The 21,221-nt window shown below is 55.6% G+C and carries 18 protein-coding genes and 1 tRNA gene; 10 read left to right on the forward strand and 9 right to left on the reverse strand.

Features of this window, described 5'->3' with window-relative positions:
- Positions 1-2 precede the first annotated feature (2 nt).
- Genes JZ655_RS14185 through yejF form a run of 3 tightly spaced genes read left to right on the forward strand, consistent with a single transcriptional unit; the run spans position 3 to position 3,713 of the window.
- The gene (locus tag JZ655_RS14185) at positions 3-1,097 is read left to right on the forward strand and encodes a microcin C ABC transporter permease YejB (RefSeq protein ID WP_046884720.1); all 1,095 of its coding nucleotides are present in this window, start codon (positions 3-5) and stop codon (positions 1,095-1,097) included.
- Positions 1,097-2,122, forward strand: a complete 1,026-nt coding sequence (locus JZ655_RS14190; protein ID WP_046884719.1) for an ABC transporter permease — start codon at positions 1,097-1,099, stop codon at positions 2,120-2,122. The genes JZ655_RS14185 and JZ655_RS14190 overlap by 1 nt, the downstream gene beginning before the upstream one ends.
- 1 nt (position 2,123) lies before the next feature.
- Positions 2,124-3,713: a microcin C ABC transporter ATP-binding protein YejF gene (yejF, locus tag JZ655_RS14195; protein ID WP_207292121.1), complete on the forward strand. Its 1,590-nt coding sequence runs from the start codon at positions 2,124-2,126 to the stop codon at positions 3,711-3,713.
- A gap of 3 nt (positions 3,714-3,716) precedes the next feature.
- On the opposite strand, the gene JZ655_RS14200 is transcribed toward yejF, so the two are convergent.
- The 3 genes from JZ655_RS14200 to rsuA form a co-directional block, all read right to left on the reverse strand.
- Positions 3,717-4,061, reverse strand: a complete 345-nt coding sequence (locus JZ655_RS14200) for a YejG family protein (protein ID WP_040074760.1) — start codon at positions 4,059-4,061, stop codon at positions 3,717-3,719.
- 333 nt (positions 4,062-4,394) lie between these two features.
- The gene (locus JZ655_RS14205) at positions 4,395-5,591 is read right to left on the reverse strand and encodes a Bcr/CflA family multidrug efflux MFS transporter (protein WP_207292122.1); all 1,197 of its coding nucleotides are present in this window, start codon (positions 5,589-5,591) and stop codon (positions 4,395-4,397) included.
- Positions 5,592-5,605: 14 nt separating this feature from the next.
- On the reverse strand, positions 5,606-6,313 hold the full coding sequence (gene rsuA, locus JZ655_RS14210) for a 16S rRNA pseudouridine(516) synthase RsuA (protein WP_040074757.1): 708 nt from the start codon (positions 6,311-6,313) through the stop codon (positions 5,606-5,608).
- 150 nt (positions 6,314-6,463) lie between these two features.
- Here rsuA and radD point away from each other — a divergent pair, with 150 nt between their 5' ends.
- Both radD and rplY read left to right on the forward strand, forming a co-directional pair.
- The gene (radD, locus tag JZ655_RS14215; protein ID WP_040074756.1) at positions 6,464-8,224 is read left to right on the forward strand and encodes a DNA repair helicase RadD; all 1,761 of its coding nucleotides are present in this window, start codon (positions 6,464-6,466) and stop codon (positions 8,222-8,224) included.
- A gap of 124 nt (positions 8,225-8,348) precedes the next feature.
- Positions 8,349-8,633, forward strand: a complete 285-nt coding sequence (gene rplY, locus JZ655_RS14220; RefSeq protein ID WP_040074755.1) for a 50S ribosomal protein L25 — start codon at positions 8,349-8,351, stop codon at positions 8,631-8,633.
- 53 nt (positions 8,634-8,686) lie between these two features.
- Here rplY and yejK read toward each other — a convergent pair whose 3' ends face one another.
- The gene (gene yejK, locus JZ655_RS14225; protein ID WP_040074754.1) at positions 8,687-9,694 is read right to left on the reverse strand and encodes a nucleoid-associated protein YejK; all 1,008 of its coding nucleotides are present in this window, start codon (positions 9,692-9,694) and stop codon (positions 8,687-8,689) included.
- Positions 9,695-9,828: 134 nt separating this feature from the next.
- Between yejK and JZ655_RS14230 the strand changes: the two genes are divergently transcribed.
- From JZ655_RS14230 to JZ655_RS14240, 3 genes are all read left to right on the forward strand, one after another.
- The gene (locus JZ655_RS14230; protein ID WP_040074752.1) at positions 9,829-10,056 is read left to right on the forward strand and encodes a YejL family protein; all 228 of its coding nucleotides are present in this window, start codon (positions 9,829-9,831) and stop codon (positions 10,054-10,056) included.
- Positions 10,057-10,075: 19 nt separating this feature from the next.
- Positions 10,076-11,836, forward strand: coding sequence for an LPS biosynthesis-modulating metalloenzyme YejM (gene yejM / locus JZ655_RS14235; RefSeq protein WP_207292123.1), 1,761 nt, complete (start codon positions 10,076-10,078; stop codon positions 11,834-11,836).
- 72 nt (positions 11,837-11,908) lie between these two features.
- Positions 11,909-11,985, forward strand: a tRNA-Pro gene (locus JZ655_RS14240).
- A gap of 348 nt (positions 11,986-12,333) precedes the next feature.
- Here the strand turns inward: JZ655_RS14240 and JZ655_RS14245 are convergent.
- Positions 12,334-12,594, reverse strand: coding sequence for a DUF2534 family protein (locus JZ655_RS14245; protein WP_040074749.1), 261 nt, complete (start codon positions 12,592-12,594; stop codon positions 12,334-12,336).
- 206 nt (positions 12,595-12,800) lie between these two features.
- Between JZ655_RS14245 and eco the strand changes: the two genes are divergently transcribed.
- Complete coding sequence (eco, locus tag JZ655_RS14250; RefSeq protein ID WP_242637273.1) at positions 12,801-13,277, forward strand: serine protease inhibitor ecotin; 477 nt, start codon at positions 12,801-12,803, stop codon at positions 13,275-13,277.
- Between the two features lie 45 nt (positions 13,278-13,322).
- Here the strand turns inward: eco and JZ655_RS14255 are convergent, their stop codons facing one another.
- Complete coding sequence (locus JZ655_RS14255; protein ID WP_207292125.1) at positions 13,323-14,711, reverse strand: DUF1996 domain-containing protein; 1,389 nt, start codon at positions 14,709-14,711, stop codon at positions 13,323-13,325.
- Positions 14,712-14,852: 141 nt separating this feature from the next.
- Positions 14,853-16,511 carry a malate dehydrogenase (quinone) gene (mqo, locus tag JZ655_RS14260; RefSeq protein ID WP_046884713.1) on the reverse strand — a complete coding sequence of 553 codons (1,659 nt, stop codon included), beginning with the start codon at positions 16,509-16,511 and terminating at the stop codon, positions 14,853-14,855.
- 177 nt (positions 16,512-16,688) lie between these two features.
- On the opposite strand from mqo, the gene JZ655_RS14265 reads away from it, so the two are divergent.
- Positions 16,689-17,987 (forward strand): SulP family inorganic anion transporter, encoded by a 1,299-nt coding sequence (locus JZ655_RS14265; protein ID WP_207293857.1) that lies wholly within the window; start codon positions 16,689-16,691, stop codon positions 17,985-17,987.
- Here the strand turns inward: JZ655_RS14265 and mgtE are convergent.
- Both mgtE and JZ655_RS14275 read right to left on the reverse strand, forming a co-directional pair.
- Positions 17,950-19,386: a magnesium transporter gene (gene mgtE, locus JZ655_RS14270; protein WP_207292126.1), complete on the reverse strand. Its 1,437-nt coding sequence runs from the start codon at positions 19,384-19,386 to the stop codon at positions 17,950-17,952. The two genes, JZ655_RS14265 and mgtE, sit on opposite strands and share 38 nt — an antisense overlap.
- A gap of 140 nt (positions 19,387-19,526) precedes the next feature.
- Positions 19,527-21,170, reverse strand: coding sequence for a multidrug ABC transporter permease/ATP-binding protein (locus tag JZ655_RS14275; protein ID WP_207292127.1), 1,644 nt, complete (start codon positions 21,168-21,170; stop codon positions 19,527-19,529).
- Positions 21,171-21,221 lie beyond the last annotated feature (51 nt).

Raw genomic sequence — 21,221 nt, forward strand, 5'->3', positions numbered from 1 at the left:
TTATGGGCGCTTATCTGATTCGTCGCTTATTACTGGTGATCCCCACCCTGTGGGCCATCATCACCATCAACTTTTTTATCGTGCAGATTGCCCCCGGTGGTCCGGTGGATCAGGCCATAGCCGCTATCGAAATGGGTAGCAGCAACAGCCTGCCGGGAGGGGGTGGCGAAGGGATGCGCGCCAGCCATGCCCGTACCGGCGTGGGTAATATCAGTGAAAGCCACTATCGCGGCGGACGCGGTCTAGATCCGGAGGTGATCGCCGAGATCACTCAGCGCTACGGTTTCGATAAACCGCTGCATGAACGCTATTTCAAAATGTTGTGGGATTACGCGCGCTTCGATTTTGGTAATAGCCTGTTCCGCAGCGCCTCGGTATTGCAACTGATTAAGGAGAGTCTGCCCGTCTCCATCACCCTGGGGCTATGGGGTACCTTGATTATCTACCTGGTCTCTATCCCGCTGGGTATTCGCAAGGCGGTCTATAACGGCAGCCGTTTCGATACCTGGAGCAGTACCTTTATCATTATCGGCTATGCTATTCCGGCCTTCCTTTTCGCCGTAGTGTTGATCGTCCTCTTTGCCGGAGGCAGCTATTACGACCTTTTCCCGCTGCGCGGGCTGGTCTCGGCGGATTTTGACTCTCTGCCCTGGTACCAGAAAGTGACGGATTACCTCTGGCATATCACCTTGCCGGTGCTGGCCACGGTCATTGGCGGCTTCGCCGCGCTCACCATGCTGACCAAAAACTCGTTTCTTGATGAGATCCGCAAACAGTATGTGGTCACCGCCCGGGCGAAAGGGGTGAGCGAGCGCAAAATTCTGTGGCGGCATATATTCCGCAACGCCATGTTGCTGGTCATCGCGGGCTTTCCGGCCACCTTTATCAGCATGTTCTTCACCGGCTCGCTGCTCATAGAGGTGATGTTCTCCCTGAACGGCCTCGGCCTGCTGGGCTACGAAGCGACGCTCTCCCGTGACTACCCGGTGATGTTCGGCACGCTCTATATCTTCACCCTGATTGGCCTGCTGCTGAATATCATCAGTGATATCAGCTATACGCTGGTCGACCCACGCATCGATTTTGAGGGCCGCTGATGCTACGCCTAAGCCCCATAAACCAGGCCCGCTGGGCCCGTTTTCGCCACAACCGCCGCGGCTACTGGTCGCTGTGGATCTTTGCGGTGATTTTTATTCTGAGCCTGTTCTCTGAACTGGTGGCTAACGACAAGCCGCTGCTGGTCCATTTTAACGACCGCTGGTATCTGCCAGCGATAAATAACTACAGTGAGAGCGACTTCGGCGGCCCGTTCGCCACCCCGGCAGATTATCAGGATCCGTGGCTACGCGCGCAGCTCGATAACCACGGCTGGGCGCTGTGGGCGCCGGTTCGTTTTGGCGCCACCAGCATTAACTTTGCCACTACCCGTCCCTTTCCTTCTCCCCCCTCCAGTCAGAACTGGTTAGGCACCGATGCCAACGGCGGCGACGTACTGGCTCGCATTCTCTATGGCACCCGCATCTCGATTCTGTTCGGCCTGCTATTGACCCTTTTCTCTAGCGTTCTGGGGATACTGGCGGGCGCCCTTCAGGGCTATTACGGCGGCAAAATCGACCTCTGGGGACAGCGTTTTATTGAGGTGTGGTCGGGCATGCCGACCCTGTTTCTGATCATTCTGCTCTCAAGCGTAGTGCAGCCGAATTTCTGGTGGTTACTCGCCATCACCGTGCTGTTCGGCTGGATGGCGCTGGTCGGCGTAGTACGGGCTGAGTTTTTGCGTACCCGTAATTTTGATTATATCCGTGCCGCGCAGGCGCTGGGCGTGGGCGATCGGGGAATTATTTTCCGCCACATTCTGCCCAATGCGATGGTGGCTACCCTCACCTTCCTGCCGTTTATTATGTGCAGCTCCATCACTACCCTGACCTCTCTCGATTTTCTCGGTTTCGGCCTGCCGCTGGGATCGCCATCGCTGGGGGAACTGCTATTGCAGGGCAAAAATAACCTACAGGCGCCATGGCTTGGGATCACCGCGTTTATCTCGGTGGCATTGCTGCTGTCGTTACTGATCTTTATTGGCGAAGCGGTACGCGATGCCTTCGACCCCAACAAGGCGGTGTAACATGACGCAGCCCCTTCTGCATATTGATAACCTCTCCATCGCTTTTCGTCAGCAGGGCGAAACGCGTCCGGTAGTGAGCGATCTCTCACTGCATATCGATCCGGGAGAAACGCTGGCGCTGGTGGGTGAATCCGGCTCGGGGAAGAGCGTTACGGCCCTCTCAGTGCTGCGCCTGCTGCCTTCGCCACCGGCCATCTATCCCCAGGGCGATATTCTCTTTCAGGGGCAGTCACTGCTGCATGCCGATGAACGTACCCTGCGCGGCGTGCGAGGCAATAAAATCGCGATGATCTTCCAGGAGCCGATGGTCTCGCTCAACCCACTGCATACCCTTGAAAAACAGCTGTATGAAGTGCTCTCTCTGCATCGGGGGATGCGTAAAGAGGCCGCGCGCGGCGAGATGCTCGACTGTCTGGAGCGCACCGGCATTCGTCACGCGGCCAAACGGCTCTCTGACTTCCCGCATCAGCTCTCGGGAGGAGAGCGCCAGCGCGTCATGATTGCCATGGCCCTGCTCACCCGCCCTGAACTGCTGATTGCCGATGAACCCACCACGGCGCTGGATGTCACGGTACAGGCGCAGATCCTGCAACTGCTGCGGGAATTGCGCGACGAGCTGAACATGAGCCTGCTGTTTATCACCCATAATCTCAGCATCGTTAAAAAGCTTGCCGATAGGGTCGCGGTGATGCAAAGCGGGCGTTGCGTCGAGCAGAACAGCGCCCCTGCCCTGTTTAGTGCTCCGCAACATCCCTACACGCAGCGACTTCTTGATAGTGAACCCACCGGCGGCCCTGTTCCGCTGGCAGAAAATGCCCCGACGCTACTCACCGTAAATAACTTGTCGGTGGCCTTCCCGATACGTAAGGGTCTTTTACGCCGGGAGGTGGATAGCAAACGGGTGCTGAACAAGGTCAGCTTTACCCTTCGGGCAGGTGAAACTCTGGGGCTGGTGGGGGAATCTGGTTCCGGTAAAAGCACCACCGGGCTGGCGCTACTGCGGCTGATTACGTCGCAAGGTGAGATGACTTTCGATGATAAGACGCTGCATGACCGCAATCGCCGTCAGATGCTTCCGTTGCGCCATCGAATGCAGGTGGTTTTCCAGGATCCCAACTCCTCACTCAACCCGCGACTCAATGTCCTGCAGATTATCGAAGAGGGGTTACGCGTACACCAGCCTGCGCTCACCCCGGCGCAGCGAGAAGCCGAGGTGATTCGGGTAATGGGCGAGGTGGGGCTGGATCCCGAAACCCGGCAACGTTATCCGGGGGCCTTTTCCGGCGGTCAACGACAGCGTATCGCCATTGCCCGCGCCTTGATCCTGCGACCGGAGCTGATCATCCTTGATGAACCGACGTCATCGCTGGATCGCACCGTGCAGGCGCAGATTCTGGCGTTACTAAAAGATCTTCAGCAACAGTATCGGCTGGCGTATATCTTCATTAGCCATGACCTGCAGGTCGTGCAGGCGCTTTGCCATCAGGTTATTGTTTTACGTCAGGGAGAGGTTGTCGAGCAGGGAGAGTGTCAGCGCGTGTTTGCCGCGCCGACGCAGGCATATACCCGCCAGCTGTTAGCGTTACGTTGACACTCAGAAAGGATTCTGGCCAGACACCGGCTCAGCAATGGCTACGCCGAAATTTTTCAGGCGGCAGGTGGCGGCAAATTCGTCCTGACTTTTCACGAACAGGCAGGGTTCGCCCTCGCACTCCAGCACGGAGCTGTCGAGTTCAATATCCGTCAGCGCCTGGCTGAGCTTTTCCATTACCGGCCACGCGTTTTCGTCTTGCGGACTGAGCAATTTAAGCGCCACCAGGCAGTTATCGCAGTTCGTCCCGCTTTGCGGAATCGGTTCAACTTTCGAACCTGCGAAACCCGCCGACCAGCGATAGCTCTGCGGCAAGCGATGGACGATGGAGAGCTGTAATGTATCCACGTTTGTTCCCCGGAAGCAAAATATACTTCACAATCTATTTACATTTATAGTAACACATCATTACTCACCTGCCCTGTTTTTAGTGAGAAAGCGGTTACAGCCAGATATCATCGGCGTTAGCGTCTTATTTCTCAGGGCTTTTTGTATGAGTTTCAGGTTCGCAACGGCGCTATATGTACCCGTTTCTGCGATCTAACTCAACCTTTTTAACTACAACGATGTGACTTTTTACATAAATAGATTTTACATAAAAGAAACAAACAAGGAGACCGGGATGAACGTTTTGGTTGATATGTGTCAAAAAAGGGTTCCTGTGGAACCCTTTCTTGTGCGTCATTTAACCGTTTTTTGGGGTCGGCTGGCATAGAGGTAGAAAAGAATGGAGCCCGTCGCACAGAAAGCGATGGACCAGAGCATCGGCCAGGCACTGTTGAAGGTGGCCATCGACAGTAACGCACCGATAATGGCGCCAATGCCAAAGCGGAAGGTCCCGGCGAGCGACGACGCCGTGCCCGCCATGTGCGGGAACTCATCCAGAATGACCGCCATCGCGTTCGACGAGACCATGGAAACGCAACCGACAAACGCCGCCACGCCCACCACCAGCGACCAGAAGCCCACATCGAAGAATGCCGTCACCACCATCCAGATTGCCATGGCGAACTGGATCCACAGCCCGGCACGGAACATATTCAGCGCTCCAACGCGGCGGACAAAGCGGCTGTTGATCAGCGTCATCACAATCAGGAAGACGATGTTCAGTGCAAAGTAGTAGCCGAAATGCTGCGGTGAGACGTGGTTCAGTTCAATGTAAACAAAGGGCCCGGCGCTCAGGAATGAGAACATCCCCGCGAAGCTGAATCCGCTGGCCAGCATATAGCTCAGCACCCGCTTATAACGAAACAGCGATGCGAAGTTGCCGAGCGTGGTGCGGATGTGGAACTTTTGTCGACGTTCAGGCGGCAAAGTTTCCTTGATAAAGAAGAAGATCATCGCCGACGCCAGCAGCGCCGCAAGCGCCAGGATCCAGAAGATAGCGTGCCAGCTAAACCAGACCAGCACTGCCCCACCTGCCATCGGCGCTATCAACGGCGCCACGGTGGTGACCAGCATGACGAAGGACATCATGCGCGAGAACTCTTCTTTCGGGTAGATATCGCGCATCAGGGCATTAATCACCACGCTGGCAGCGGCGGCGGCCAGCCCGTGGAAGAAACGCATGACAATCAGGTGGTCAATGGTCTGTGCCAGCGCGCAGGCAACGGCCGCACCGGCAAACACCAGGGTACCGCCGAGGATAACCGGTTTGCGCCCCAGGCTATCGGCCATCGGCCCGTAGAGCAACTGCCCCACGGCAAAGCCGAGAATATAGGTGCTGAGGGTCATTTGCGCGCTGCCTGCCGGTACGCCGAACTGCTCGGAAATGACCGGCAGTGCGGGCAGGTACATATCGATAGAGAGCGGCATCAGCATGGCCAGCAGGCCAAGGATAAAGACAATGCTAAATGACGAGTGTGGCCTGTTGGTCACAATAAACTCCTGGATTAGCGTGGAGCCAGGCCAACGCTGGCAATTTCTTCATCCGTTAACGGGCGGTATTCACCGGGTTCCAGATCATCATCAAGCTCGATGGCGCCGATACGCTCCCGGTGTAAACCAATCACGTGGTTACCCACCGCGGCGAACATACGTTTCACCTGATGGTAACGCCCTTCGCTGATGGTCAGGCGCACCTCGGTCGGTGTGATCACCTCGAGCGTGGCCGGCCTGGTCAGATCTTTTTCATTATGCAGCTGTACACCCTGCGCGAACTGTTCCGCCGTATTATCGCTCACCGGCGATTCCAGCATCACCCGATACGTTTTTTCACAATGATGGCGTGGTGAGGTAATGCGGTGCGACCACTGACCGTCGTCGGTCATTAATACCAGCCCGGTGGTGTCAATATCCAGACGCCCGGCGGCGTGTAGCTTGTGCGCCATCGGCTCATCAAGGAAATAGAGAATGGTCGGATGATCCGGATCGTCGGTGGAGCAGACATAACCTTCCGGTTTATTGAGCATGAAATAGCGCGGACCATTCTGCTGAGTCAGCGAATTACCGTCGTACTCAACCTGATGGTCAGGCTGGAGTTTGAACGCACTATCTTTCACAATATCGCCATCCACGGTAACGCGGCTGGCGCGAATTTCACGCCCGGCAATAGCGCGGCTTACGCCGAGTTGCTGAGCGATAAACTTATCAAGTCGCATGAAGTATTTTTAGCCTTAATGGTGCCAGGAGCCGGACAACACATCCGGAAAAGAGGCAGTCTGAAGAAGCCAGTATAACGGGCTATCTGCGCCACTCAAGGGAAAAAGTTTCGTGGCATACTATATGCGAGATAACCAAACTGAGATCCCATGACATTTACTCTTCGCCCCTATCAGCAGGAAGCGGTTGACGCGACCCTCGCCCACTTTCGCAAGCATAAAGAACCGGCGGCCATTGTGCTCCCTACCGGGGCTGGCAAGAGCCTGGTGATCGCCGAACTGGCCCGGCTGGCGCGCGGGCGCGTGCTGGTGCTGGCGCATGTGAAAGAGCTGGTGGCGCAGAACCATGCCAAGTACCTGGCCCTCGGCCTTGAGGCGGATATCTTTGCCGCCGGTCTGCAGCGTAAAGAGAGCCACGGCAAAGTGGTGTTTGGTAGCGTACAGTCGGTGGCGCGTAATCTGGATCAGTTCCGCAGCGAATTTTCGCTGTTGATTGTGGACGAGTGTCATCGCATCAGCGATGACGACGACAGCCAGTATCAGCAGATCCTTGCCCATTTGAAAAGCGTTAACCCCTCGATTCGGCTGCTGGGATTAACTGCCACGCCGTTCCGTCTGGGCAAAGGCTGGATTTACCATTTCCACTATCACGGCATGGTGCGCGGCACAGACAAAGCGCTGTTTCGCGACTGTATATACGAGTTACCCCTGCGTTACATGATAAAGCACGGTTACCTCACCCCGCCTGAGCGGCTGGATATGCCGGTGGTGCAGTACGACTTTAGCCGCCTGCAGGTGCAGAGTAATGGCCTGTTTAGCGAAGCGGATCTTAATCGCGAACTCAAAAAACAGGATCGTATTACCCCGCACATCATCAGCCAGATAATGGAATTTGCCGAAACCCGCAAAGGGGTGATGATTTTTGCCGCCACCGTGGAACACGCCCGTGAAATCACCGGGTTGTTGCCCGCTGACGATGCGGCACTGATCACCGGTGAAACGCCGGGCAGCGAACGCGATCGCTTAATTGAAGCCTTCAAAGCGCAGCAGTTTCGCTATCTGGTGAACGTAGCGGTCCTGACCACCGGTTTTGATGCTCCTCACGTGGATCTGATTGCGATTCTGCGCCCTACCGAATCGGTGAGCCTGTATCAGCAGATCGTCGGCAGGGGGTTGCGTCTGTCGCCGGGTAAAACCGACTGCCTGATTCTGGATTACGCCGGCAACCCCCACGACCTGTATGCCCCGGAAGTGGGTACGCCAAAAGGCAAAAGTGACAACGTTCCGGTGCAGGTATTTTGCCCGGGATGCGGCTTCGCCAATACCTTCTGGGGAAAGACAACGGCCGACGGCACCCTTATTGAACACTTTGGCCGGCGCTGTCAGGGCTGGCTGGAGGATGACGACGGCCATCGCGAGCAGTGCGATTATCGTTTCCGCTTCAAAAATTGTCCGCAATGCAATGCTGAAAACGACATTGCTGCCCGCCGCTGCCGCGAGTGCGATACGGTGCTGGTCGATCCGGACGATATGTTAAAAGCGGCGCTGAAGCTGAAAGATGCGCTGGTGTTGCGCTGTAGCGGCATGGTGCTGGCCCAGGGGGCGGATGAGAAAGGCGAGTGGTTAAAAATCACCTATTACGATGAAGACGGTGCCGATGTGAGTGAGCGCTTCCGTCTGCACACACCCGCCCAGCGTACCGCCTTCGAACAGCTGTTTATCCGTCCGCATACCCGTACGCCAGGGGTGCCCCTGCGCTGGATCACCGCCGGGGATATCCTTCACCAGCAGGCGTTGCTTCGCCATCCGGACTTTGTGGTGGCCCGCAAAAAAGGACAGTTCTGGCAGGTGCGCGAGAAGGTGTTTGACTATGAAGGGCGCTACCGCCGGGCGAATGAATTGCGTGGCTAAAGGGAGTTTTCATTGATGTCAGCGCTGATTACGTATAAAATGCCGCCCGCCTCACATCCGTGAAGCAGAACACCTGCCTGCTGCTGGGTCGCCTGTAGCAGGATCTATATACAGAGAGAAATCAATGTTCACTATTAATGCAGAAGCACGTAAAGAGCAGGGTAAGGGTGCGAGCCGCCGCCTGCGCGCAGCTAACAAATTCCCGGCCATCATCTATGGCGGCGAAGCTGCTCCTGTCGCAATCGAACTGGACCACGACAAAGTGTGGAACATGCAGAACAAAGCTGAGTTCTACAGTGAAGTTCTGACTATCGTTGTTGACGGTAAAGAAGAGAAAGTTAAAGCTCAGGCGGTGCAGCGTCACCCGTTCAAGCCAAAACTGTCTCACATCGACTTCGTTCGCGCGTAATCGCTGACAAGTTGAATGAAAAAACCCCGCTCTGCGGGGTTTTTTCATGGCGCTTATTTGCCGCCTGAGGTGCGACGCTGAAGCTGGTCGCGCAGGTTTGGCGGAGTACCTTTGATCGTCAGGGTATCCGTGGCCGGGTCCCAGAAAATGCGCTCACCCAGCAGCAAAGCATCGAAGTTGATCGTCAGCCCGCCGCCGCTCCCGGCGAATTTGGTCAACTGACGCAGGGTGCTGCGATCCGCCGGGAAGCTCTCTTCCAGCTCGTAACCTTTATCAGCCGTAAATTCCTGGAAACTCACTTCACTGACGCCCGCCAGCTCTTTCGATAACGACTCAAGCTCGATCTCTTCCCCCGCCTGCAGCTGTTCGTTGCAGTAGGTGTACACCTGCTGACGCACGGTCTGACGCTCGGATTTATCGAGCTGCGCCTCTGCGGTAAAGTCGTCCACCGCCTGCAGCAAGCCTTTGTTTTGCGCTTTGGCGTTAAGCCCTTCGCTGGCGCCGAGGAAATCCATAAAGAAGTCGGCCACTTTGCGCCCTACCCGCCCTTTAAGGAAGGTGAGGTAGCGTGTGGATTCCGGATTGGTTTCCCACTCGGTAAGGTCAATACGCGCCACAATATCGGCATGATTGATGTCCAGATAGTGGGTCGAGCTGATGTCCAGCTGCTCATTTACGCGCATGCTGCTTAAGTTGTTCAGCACCGTCACCAGCAGATACTCTACCGCCAGGTAGCGGTACTGACAGAACAGCACGATACCGCCGTCAGCAAAAGGATATTTTGCCAGCTCATCGCGCAGGCGTCCGGTCGCCGCCCTGCTGAAGGCGAGGAACTCCTCTTCGCCCTGACGCTGTAAGCGCAGGCTTTGCGCCAGTTCACTCTCTTCGTTGAACATGCCGTAAGCTTTATTTTTGGCGCTATAGACGCGGTGTAGCTCCGCCATCATGTCCACGACGGTTGGCGTCGGTTCAAGTAACGTATCGCGCAGCACCAGCTCAAGGGTTTGCTCATCACGCTTGATAAGCTGGTGCAGCGCAATCTGGTTGATATCCAGACTCATGATAAACTCTCCTGTTAGACCGGGCGGTATTCAACCATCCCCTGCGCATGTGCGCAATAGAAGATAAAAAAGGGGAAAAAATGCTGTTGCTACGGTACTATGTTGCCCTTTCATCAACGAAATGATTTTGATTTATGCCACAACATTCCCGCTACAGTGACGAACACGTAGAACAGCTTCTGAGTGAGCTGGTTAACGTACTGGAAAAACACAAAACGCCAACCGACCTTTCCCTGATGGTACTGGGGAATATGGTGACCAACCTGATTAATACCAGCGTTGCTCCGGCTCAACGTCAGGCCATTGCGAAATCCTTCGCACAGGCGTTGCAGTCCTCGGTTAACGACGACCCGGCACACTAAGGGAAACGAACGACAGCTTATGGTGACGAATCGTCAGCGCTACCGCGAAAAAGTGTCCCAGATGGTAAGCTGGGGGCACTGGTTTGCCCTGTTCAACATTCTGTTGGCGATGGTGCTTGGCAGCCGCTATCTGTTTGTAGCCGACTGGCCAACCACGCTGGCCGGGCGGATTTACTCCTGGATCAGCGTCATTGGCCATTTTAGCTTTCTGGTTTTCGCCACCTATCTGCTGATTCTGTTTCCACTGACCTTCGTTGTCATGTCGCAGCGGCTTATGCGGTTCATCTCCGCGATTCTGGCCACTGTAGGCATGACGCTGCTGTTAATCGACAGCGAAGTCTTTACCCGTTTCCACCTGCATCTCAATCCCATCGTCTGGGAACTGGTGATTAACCCCGACCAGAACGAAACCGCGCGTGACTGGCAGCTAATGTTTATCAGCGCGCCCATCATCCTGATGATTGAGATGCTTTTTGCCACCTGGAGCTGGCAAAAACTGCGTAGCCTGACGCGTCGCCGTCATTACGCCAAACCCATTGCGGCGCTCTTCTTCGTCGCTTTTATCAGCTCACACATTATGTATATCTGGGCTGATGCCAACTTCTATCGTCCGGTCACGATGCAGCGCGCCAACCTGCCGCTCTCTTATCCGATGACCGCGCGACGCTTTCTGGAAAAACACGGTCTGCTGGATGCGCAGGAGTATCAGCGCCGTCTTGTCGAGCAGGGCAATCCGGAAGCGGTATCCGTGCAGTATCCGCTCAGCCCGCTGCGTTTCCGCGATATGGGCCAGGGCCAGAACGTGCTGTTGATTACCGTCGACGGCCTGAACTACTCGCGCTTCGAAAAACAGATGCCGACGCTGGCCGAATTTGCGGATAAGAACATTAATTTTACTCAGCATATGAGTGCCGGTAATTCGACGGATGCGGGGATCTTTGGCCTGTTCTACGGGATTTCGCCTGCCTATATGGACGGCGTCCTGTCGGCGCGCATCCCTGCGGCCTTGATCACCGCGCTGAATCAGCAGGGCTATCAGCTGGGGCTCTTCTCTTCAGACGGCTTTAGCAGCCCGCTCTATCGTCAGGCGCTGTTGTCCGATTTCTCTCTGCCAACCGCCAAAACGCAAACTGATGCGCAAACCGCCGGGCAGTGGATTAACTGGCTGCAGCGTTATGCGCAGGAAGATAACCGCTGGTTCTCGTGGGTCGCCCTGAACGGCACCGCAATCGACGACAGTCAGCAGAAGGGCTTTAACCAGCGTTATGCGCGCGCGGCCGGTGAGGTCGATGCTCAAATTGCCCGCGTGCTGAACGCCTTACGCGAGTCTGGCAAGCTGGAAAATACCGTGGTGGTGATCACGGCGGGCCATGGCGTGGCACTGGGTAGCGATCGCGACAGCATGGAGTGGTCTCGCCCTCGCCTGCAGGTACCGCTGGTTATTCACTGGCCGGGCACACCTTCCCAGCGCATCAACAGGCTTACCGATCATAAAGATGTGATGACCACGCTGATGCAGCGCTTACTGCATGTGAATACGCCAGCTAACGAGTACTCACAGGGGCAGGATCTGTTCAGCGCGACGCGTCGTCATGACTGGGTGACCGCCGCAGATGGCAATACGCTGACCGTGATGACGCCAAATCTGTCGCTGGTGCTGAATAGCAACGGCACCTATAAGACCTACACCCTGAAGGGCGAAAGAATCAACGATCAGAAACCGCAGCTCAGCCTGTTGCTGCAGGTATTGACCGATGAGAAACGCTTCATCGCTAACTGATTAATATTAAATCAGTTAGCGGTCAGGGCGCTTGCAATAGACCGTAAATTGAGTAGTATTAGCTACCAGTGTCGGCACGTAGCGCAGCCTGGTAGCGCACTGTCATGGGGTGTCAGGGGTCGGAGGTTCAAATCCTCTCGTGCCGACCAAAAATCCCAAAGAAACCAACCTTCTACGGTTGGTTTTTTTATGCCTGTAATAAACCCTGGCGTCGATGGCGAGGCTCCCTCGCTCAGAGTGAGACCAATTCTGGCGGCCTACGCAGCAGGTAAACGAGCGTTACCAGCGGTTTAAGCGCCCCGATCTGAAAGGTCTACCCCGCCCCCCCAGCTTTCCCGGATGATGCCCGCGCCAGAAGACGACGCCGCTTACCAGAGTGAACAAGCCAAAAGGGTGAGATTTGGAAACGCGACCGGGTATCGTTAATTCATCAGGCACGTTTTTCAGATGTAAAAAAACCAGCCCGTGGGCTGGTCTGGCGTATCACCGTGCGGGGCTTATTGTTTATTACTGCCACCGAGGAAAAAAATCCCCAGCGGGATGGCCAGCAGCACGGTAAAGACGGTGCTATAGACGAGGATCATGGCCGACTGCAAAACAAACATGCTGGTCGTCCACGAAGAGAGTGGGATGTTGTACTGTTCAATGACACCTACGATGGTTGCGCGGCCGACGCAGGCCACCGCAATTGAAAATACCACCAACAATGCCAGAAGAAACTTTCTGCCCGACGGGGTGTTAAGCTTTGCGCGTACCATCGCTCTTTCCTTTACAGATGAATAACCATGATTGCCGCTAACCCTACCACGATCTTGCCGGTCACGCCATATCAGCATTTAACACTAAACAACAAGCAAACAACCAGCTGATTAAACCGGTTAAACAGAAAATTTAAGTAAATCACCCTACCAGTGAGGGTTCAATATGCTACGCTTGCCACGATCGTTGAACAAAAGGAATGATTGTGAAAAAAGTACCGAAGATTGCTATCGCCCTACTGGCGGCCAGCTGTACCAGCGCTTTTGCCAGCAATGATATTCTGACCCCTTTCCCGCAGGCCGAAAAAGGGATGAAACGTCAGGTGATACAGCTGCCGGAGCAGAAGGATGAGGCGCAGTACAAAGTCGAACTACTGATCGGTAAGACGCTGGAAGTGGACTGCAATCAGCACCGACTGGGCGGCGAGCTGTCCCAAAAAACGCTGGAAGGCTGGGGTTACGACTACTACCGCTTCGATAACGTTACTTCACCGGTCTCAACGATGATGGCCTGTCCGGACGGCAAGAAAACCGAGAAATTTGTTACGGCATACCTCGGCGACCACAGCCTGCTGCGCTATAACAGTAAGCTGCCGATTGTGGTCTATACCCCGGAAAATATCGACGTAAAGTATCGCCTCTGGAAGGCAGACGAGAAAATCGACGACGCACAAGTGCGTTAAAGAGGCGATTTCAGGGTTCCAGCGCTCGCCTGGAACCCCTTTCATCTAAATCTCTGGCGTGTGTTTAAAGCCTGTCAGCATCAGCACAAGGCTCTCTTTCGACGCAGCGGTGTTGAACTGATAATGGTTACCCTGTCGATCGCCTCCGATATACCAGGAGATCTCCGTTTTCCCTGCGGCCAGTGCTTTACGTACTGCGGTATCGACATCCACCATCCGGTATTCCCGGACATGATTGAGATAGAGCAACGCCTCTGAGCGATAATTGCAGGCAGGACGCTGTTTCCAGTTCACCGTGGCGGGCTCCCAGTCATTGCTCGCCGGATAGAAGAAGATCTGATCGGCACCATTATTCTCTACCTTCCCGTCATAGAGGCGTATACGGTACTTAAACTGCGCAGGATCCTGCCCGGCCGGCAGCGGTGGGATGGCAAGTTTCACCAGGCTCAGCGTTTCCGGGTTGCGGGTACGGCCCCCCTGTTTCCAGTTATCGCTAATCTGCAGCCCCTGCCCTGATGGAGTCTCGCTGCTGACAGTGACATTCGCCAGCGCCTTCGAATACCCGTAGGGTACGTTGGTACCGCAGTCCATCCCCTGGTTCATACAGAGATCGGTCATAAATCGTGCCCCCTCCTCTGTCCAGCCGTTCATAAAGTCGGCGTGGGCCGTATAGAGGCTACCCCAGTGCTCCTCCCGCGTATCACCATTCATCGTGGGATCAAGAGAAAGCTGCGCTTTTGCCGTATCCAGGAAGGTAATGCCCTTTAGCACATAGGCCACATTCATATTGACGGTCGGGATCTTTACCGGATACCCGGATGGACACTGCCCTTTTACGTCATAAACGGCATTTTTCATACCGTGCATCGGCTTAAGATGGATCCCATCCCAGCAGTTGGGAAACTGGATACCGATATTGAACTGCACCGCATCTTTGGCTTTACGCAGTCCGCATACCTCACCCAACTTATTGCTGTAACCTTTGCCGTTGGCGCATAAGAAGGTAATTTTGCCGTTAGGCTGCGTGCCATGGTGATCGCCCGCCAGTAGCGCCAGCCCCGCCGGAAAAGGGGTTAGTGGATATTGCGTAACATGCGAAGCCTGATAATAGGTTTTCTGATAAGCAGGCTGCACGACCGTACCATCCGGCAGACGCAGAGAAGGCGCCCAGTAAGCAGAGCTATCGGCTTTGTTATCGCAGGTGGTCTCAGGGCGCTGACGCAGCGATAAATAATCCGACCAGGCATCGGCATGGGTGTTGCCGAAAAAGTCATGCCACATGGCCTGATTGGGCATACCGTACATCATGATCGCGTCATCGCCACGCGTATGGCTCATGGCGCAAACCACGTGAGCATGCGGGCCGGCGTGAGCACAAAGGGAGGGAAGCAGCATGGCCGACGCCATCGCTGCAGAGAGGGTGGTCCTTTTCATTATTATCTCCTGATATGAAAGGCCACATTGGTATCAAAAGCGCGTGTACACGCCTAAATATTGCCGGGGTACTTTTCCTCGCGGGTTTGCTTTACGCGTAAAAAAGGCCGGAAGAACCGGCCTTTTTCTCCCAGCGTGACATTACAGTGCGATATCTGCCACGGGCTTGTTAACTGCTGGCTGGGGCTTGCCCTGCGGCTCCGCTTTTGGCGCCACATCGGCCGCCTGCGGTTTTTCATATTTCAGCTGCAGAACGCGGCTGGTGTACTCCAGCTCCTGTTCAGTCGCTGCCACATTACCGTTCAGTTTGGTGCCGTAAGACGGAATAATGGTTTTCAGTTTCGCCTGCCATTCCGGCGTCGCGACTTTATCTTTGAACACTTTTTCCATCAGGTGCAGCATGATAGGTGCAGCGGTAGATGCGCCTGGAGAAGCGCCCAGCAGCGCCGCAATGGTGCCCTCTTTATCGCTCACCACTTCAGTGCCGAGACGCAGAACGCCGCCCTCTTTTTCATCACGTTTGATGATCTGCACGCGCTGACCTGCCTGCCACAGACGCCAGTCCTCTTTTTTCGCCTGCGGGTAGTACTCTTTCAGCGCCTCGAAACGCTCTTCATCAGAGAGCATGACCTGGCTAATCAGGTATTTCACCAGATCGAAGTTATCCAGCCCGACGTTCATCATCGGCACGATGTTAGAGGTGGTGGTGGAGCTCAGCAGATCCCACAGCGAACCGTTTTTCAGGAATTTCGTGGAGAAGGTCGCGAACGGTCCGAACAGCACGACGCGTTTGCCATCCAGCATACGGGTATCGATATGGGGAACAGACATTGGCGGTGCGCCCACAGAGGCCTGGCCATACACTTTCGCCAGATGACGGTTCACCACTTCCGGATTTTCAGAGACCAGGAACTGGCCGCCCACCGGGAAACCACCGTAGTTGTCGGCTTCCGGAATACCGGTCTCCTGCAGCAGTTTTAACGCTGCGCCGCCCGCACCGATGAAGACAAACTTCGCCTTAATGACGTGCTCTTCTTCATTGTGCTTCAGGTCGGCTACGGTCACGCTCCAGGAGTTATCAGCGTTACGCTTAAAGCCACGGACTTCGGTATTCAGCGCCAGGTTGAAGTGCTCTTTCTTCTGCAAAGCGCCCACCAGCTGACGGGTGATTTCACCGTAGTTCACATCGGTGCCGATTTCGGTACGGGTTGCAGCTACCTTCTGGTTGGGATCACGCCCTTCCATCACCAGCGGCGCCCACTCTTTGATCTGCGCATGATCTTCAGAGTATTTCATGCCGCGGAACAGGGTGCTCTGCTGAAGGGCGGCATAACGTCCACGCAGGAAGTTAACGTTGTCATCGCCCCAGACAAAACTCATGTGTGGCACGGTGTTAATGAAGCTGTGTGGGTCGTGCAGCACGCCGCTGTTCACCTGATGAGACCAGAACTGACGAGAAATCTGGAACGCTTCGTTAATCTCAACCGCTTTTTCGATACTGATGGAGCCGTCCTTCTTCTGCGGCGTATAGTTCAGCTCCATCAATGCCGAGTGGCCGGTACCGGCGTTGTTCCAGCCGTTCGAACTCTCTTTCGCCACCCCATCCAGGCGCTCAACCATGGTCATTGACCAGTCTGGCTGCAGTTCTTGCAGGTAGGTTCCGAGCGTTGCGCTCATGATCCCGCCACCAATTAAAAGGACATCCGTTTGCTGCTCTTTTGGTGCGTCAGCCTTCGCCGCCATCGAGACAGCGTTCAGCCCCACGGCCAGCGAAAAGAGCACGGCAGTCATTTTTTTCATCATTTATGCCTTAAGTTATACGTGGAAATTGCAGGTGAAATAAGCTGCGGGGCAACGGTAGCAACATTTAAATATTGTTTAAAGGTTACGAAATTATTGTAATTGTGAAATTTAATGGTGGATTGTTTATACGGGAATGGCGCATCGGACTGGCAAAGCGACCATTTTCTGGCTACTATGCTGCACTTTGTGATCGCGCGCACGGAAGCCCGCCCTGACCTGCGAAGCCTTATGTCTAAAATCCTGACCTCTCACCAGCCCGATGAGGGCCGTGTAGCGCATATCCTGCGCTCGCCGAATCTCTTTGTCCGCGAAATTCTGGCGGGTGTTATCACCGCCCTGGCGCTGATCCCGGAAGTGATCTCCTTCTCTGTGGTGGCTGGCGTCGACCCGAAAGTTAGCCTCTTTGCCTCAGTGGTACTCTGCCTGGGGCTCTCTGTGTTGGGCGGTCGCCCGGCGATGGTCACCGCGGCAGCCGGTTCGGTGGCGCTGGTGATTGGTCCGATGGTGGCGCAGCATGGCGTGCAGTACATCCTGCCAGCGGTACTGCTCGCCGGGTTAATTCAGATCCTCTTCGGCGCGCTGGGGATGGCACGATTGATGCGTTTTATTCCCCAGTCGGTGATGACCGGGTTTGTTAACGCCCTTGGGATATTGATCTTCTTCGCGCAGGTTCCCCACTTCTGGAGCAAAAGCCCGCTGATTGTCGGTCTGTTTGTACTGACGATACTGATTGTGCTCTGGGTGCCACGCTACATTAAGAGCGTCCCCTCCCCGCTGATTGCCATTGTGCTGCTGACCCTGTTTACCGTCACCAGCGGACAGATCCTGCCGACCGTGGGCGACGAGGGTTCCATGGGTGGCGGACTGCCAGGGCTGACCGAACTGCTGGTGCCCTTAAACCTGAACACCCTCAGCATTATCTGGCCTTGTGCGCTCAGTATCGCCTTTGTCGGACTGATGGAGTCGTTACTGACGGCAAAACTGGTGGATGAGCTGACGGCAACCCCCTCCAGCAAGCGCCGGGAAAGCATTGGGCTCGGCGTCACCAATATCCTGGCTGGTTTTTTTGGTGGGATTGCCGGTTGCGCGATGATCGGGCAAACCATCGTCAACGTCGAGATGGGCAAAGGCCGCAGTCGCGTATCCACCTTCGCTGCCGGTCTGGTGCTCCTGCTCCTGGTGACCGCGCTGAGCGAAGTGATGGCCAAAATCCCGATGGCGGTGCTGGCGGGGATCATGGCCATCGTCGCGGTGAAAACCTTCAGCTGGCATAGCATCCAGCCTGGTACGGTGAAAGGTGCGCCGGTGGCTGAAACGCTGGTGATGCTGGTGACCGTTGCGGCGACCGTTTCAACCGGTAACCTGGCCATTGGCGTGGTAGGCGGGATTATCGCCATGGCGATCATCCCGGCCCGTCTTAAGCGCAAGCAGGCCGCTACAGCAGAAACAGCGTCGCAAGCCCAAGAAAAATAAAGAAGCCCCCGGTATCGGTGATGGCGGTGATCATCACGCTCGACCCCACTGCGGGGTCGCGCCCGAGACGATTCATGGTCATCGGGATAATCACCCCCATCAGCGCCGCCACCAGCAGGTTAAGCACCATTGCCAGGGTCATGACCGCGCCCAGAGCCATATCATCGTACAACCACCAGGTCACTCCGCCCATAATCCCGCCCCACACCAGACCGTTGATAAGCGCCACGCCCAGTTCGCGGAAAATTAAGAAGGTGAAGTTGCCGGGCTGGATGTTCTGCAACGCCAGCGCACGGACAATCATGGTAATGGTCTGGTTACCGGTATTGCCGCCAATCCCCGCGACAATCGGCATCAGCGAGGCCAGGGCAACCAGCTGCGAGATGGTATGTTCAAAACCATCAATCACCCGCGAGGCGATAAAGGCAGTGCAAAGGTTGATGGCAAGCCACGCCCAGCGGGTTTTTACCGCTTTACTGACCGGCGCATAGACATCCTCTTCCGCGCTCAAGCCCCCCATGGCGCGCATATCGTTATCGGTCTCTTCATAGACCACATCAACGATTTCATCGATGGTCACACGTCCCATCAATTTGCCCGTCGAGTCCACGACGGCGGCGCTGAGCAGGTTGTCACGTTCGAAGGTGCGCGCCGCTTTTTCCGCGTCATCTTCCGGCATGAAGATCACCGGATCGGGCTCCATCACTTCACTCACTCGCCGCTTCGCGCCGTGCAGCAGAATGGTTTGCAGATCCAGCTCGCCCAGTAAGGTTTTATCCCGTGAGGTGACAAAGAGTTTGTCAGTGTTATTGGGCATTTTCCCCAGACGTCGCAGATAGCGCTGCACCGCGCCCAGAGTGACGTCCGGGCGCACGAGAATAACGCCAAACTCCATGATCGCGCCGACGCTGTTTTTCTCATAATGCATCACCTGGCGAACGCGGGCGCGTTCATCAGCCGGCATCGAGGCCAGCAGGCGGCCCGTCAGATTACGCGGCAGATGCTGTACGAGGTAGATCTGCTCATCAATATCCAGGGTCCGGAGCGCGTCAAGGATAGCGTGATCGCTCATCTCCTCGATCAAGTCGTCCCAGACGTTCTCTGAGGCTTCAAGCAGCACCTGGCCGCGCTCGTGATCTTCCACCAGCCGCCACAGAGCGAGACGCTCTTCCCGGGGCAACGCTTCAAGGGTATCGGCAAGATCGGGCGGCGGCAGATGCGACACCAGTGCCCCTACCTCAGCAATATCGTCGGCTAAGGTGCCGACGTCATATTGCTCAGCCAGGGTCAGTTTACCCAGCAGCGTGGAGACCAGCGCTTTATCGGTGGTCATCAACCAGATCAGTCGCGCACGCTCTTCATCGCGCAGCCTTGCGCTGTTTTTGTTTTTTAACGGCATTGATCATAAATCCATGTAATGTGATGGCATTAAGAATAGCGGCAGGATATGTAAATAAGAATAAACGACGGGCGGAGATGAACAAAAAAAGAGCATAAAGAGGGAAAATACCCGGCCATTGGGACGGCCGGGCAAAGAAGTCAGGCAGTACGGGCAACCGCATCCCTGGAGGCAGCATCGCGCTCGGCACCGGTCAGCTCGCTCAGCTGGCCATTACGCATCTCCAGCAACCGATCCGCATGAATAAAGTAGTGATCGTCATGGCTGATGGCAAAGATGGTTTTGCCCATCTGCTGCATCAGCGGTAGCAGCACCTGGTAGAAGTCGCGGCGGAAGTGGGGATCCTGATCTGCTGCCCACTCGTCGAGCAAAATGATGTCACGCTCTTCGGCCAGCGCCAGGAGTAGCGCCACGCGCTTCTTCTGCCCTTTCGACAGCTTCAGGTTGAGAATTTTGCCATTCTCCAGCTCAAGCTTATGTGACATTTGCAGATGGTCGAGCCACTTCGCGACCAGCGCCGAATCGGCCTGTTTGCCCTCTGGTCCCAGCAACTGGTCAAACAGCCAGACGTCGGTGAAGACCGCCGAGAAGAGCTTGCGGTAGTCTTCAGGCTGCTCAACGTTCATGGGTTTGCCGTCAAGGAGGATGTCGCCTGACTGAGGCTGGTAGAGGCCCGTTAACAGCATCGCCAGCGTTGATTTACCGCTACCGTTCCCGCCAATCAGAAACAGCAACTCACCGCGATGGATCGTTAAATTTACCGGCCCAATGGCGAAGGCGTTGTCCTGGTAGTGGAACGTGACATTGCGTAACTCCAGGGTCTGCCAGTTCGGGAAGGCCTGTGGACGCGGGAACGCAGGCTTGTAGGGCGCCAGCGCAAATTTGTTAAGCTTATTAAATGCCACCTGCGCGCTCAGCAGGGTCGGCAACGCACCCACGGCAGAGAGCATCGGCGTACGCAGGAACAGCAGCGTCAACGAGTAGGTTGCCGCCACGTTGGTATCGGCCCAACCGAGGCTGTTCGCCATCCAGAACACCAGGCCGATAGCGCCCAGCATCATAATGTTCGACCAGTTTACCGCGCTCAGATGAAAGGTATCGGCGCGAATAATATGGTGGCGATACTCGCGGGCATCCGGAACATAGAGATTATTGAAGATGTGTTCAGCGCGCTCGCGATTCAGGGTCAGCTCTTTGCGCCCTTCCAGCACGGTCTGATAATCGTTGTAGAGCTTATCTTCGGTTTCACGCAGCACGGCCATATGTTTGTAGACCCGCGCCACCAGCACGAACCCGCCCCAGATGGTGATCACAATCCACAGTGCGGTGATGGCCAGCATTTTGGTAGACAAGAATGCGAGATAGGCTGCCGATCCGAAGGTCAGAATAATCCCCTGCACCAGCTCCGGCAGACGCACAAAGGCAATGGTGATGGCACGCACATCGCTGGTCAGCCCGGCCAGCAACGAAGCGCTGCCTAACTGCTCGATGCGCTCTACGTGGGTATCCAGAATACGCTTGATAAACTCGCTACGCAGGCGATAAACGAAGTGGTGGCCCAGCGTGGTCAGCGCCAGCTGTGAGCCCAGCGTTACCGCCATCAGCAACAGCAGCAAACCGAGAAATTCGGGTAGCACCGTCAGGGTGGTATCGACCGTTTCGATTAAACGCAGATTGATAAAGGCGATGAGCCCTATTCCCAGCGCGGCGCTGAGCAGGCTTAGCGCCATCACCGCAATAAAAGGCCAGCGATATTGTCGCCAGACCAGAAGAAGGAGTTCCATGCAGAGCTTTCCGGACAAGAAAAAACAGCCAGCAGTTTAAACTGCCCGCCG

This window comes from Leclercia pneumoniae, from assembly GCF_017348915.1.
GTDB classification, from domain to species: domain Bacteria; phylum Pseudomonadota; class Gammaproteobacteria; order Enterobacterales; family Enterobacteriaceae; genus Enterobacter; species Enterobacter pneumoniae.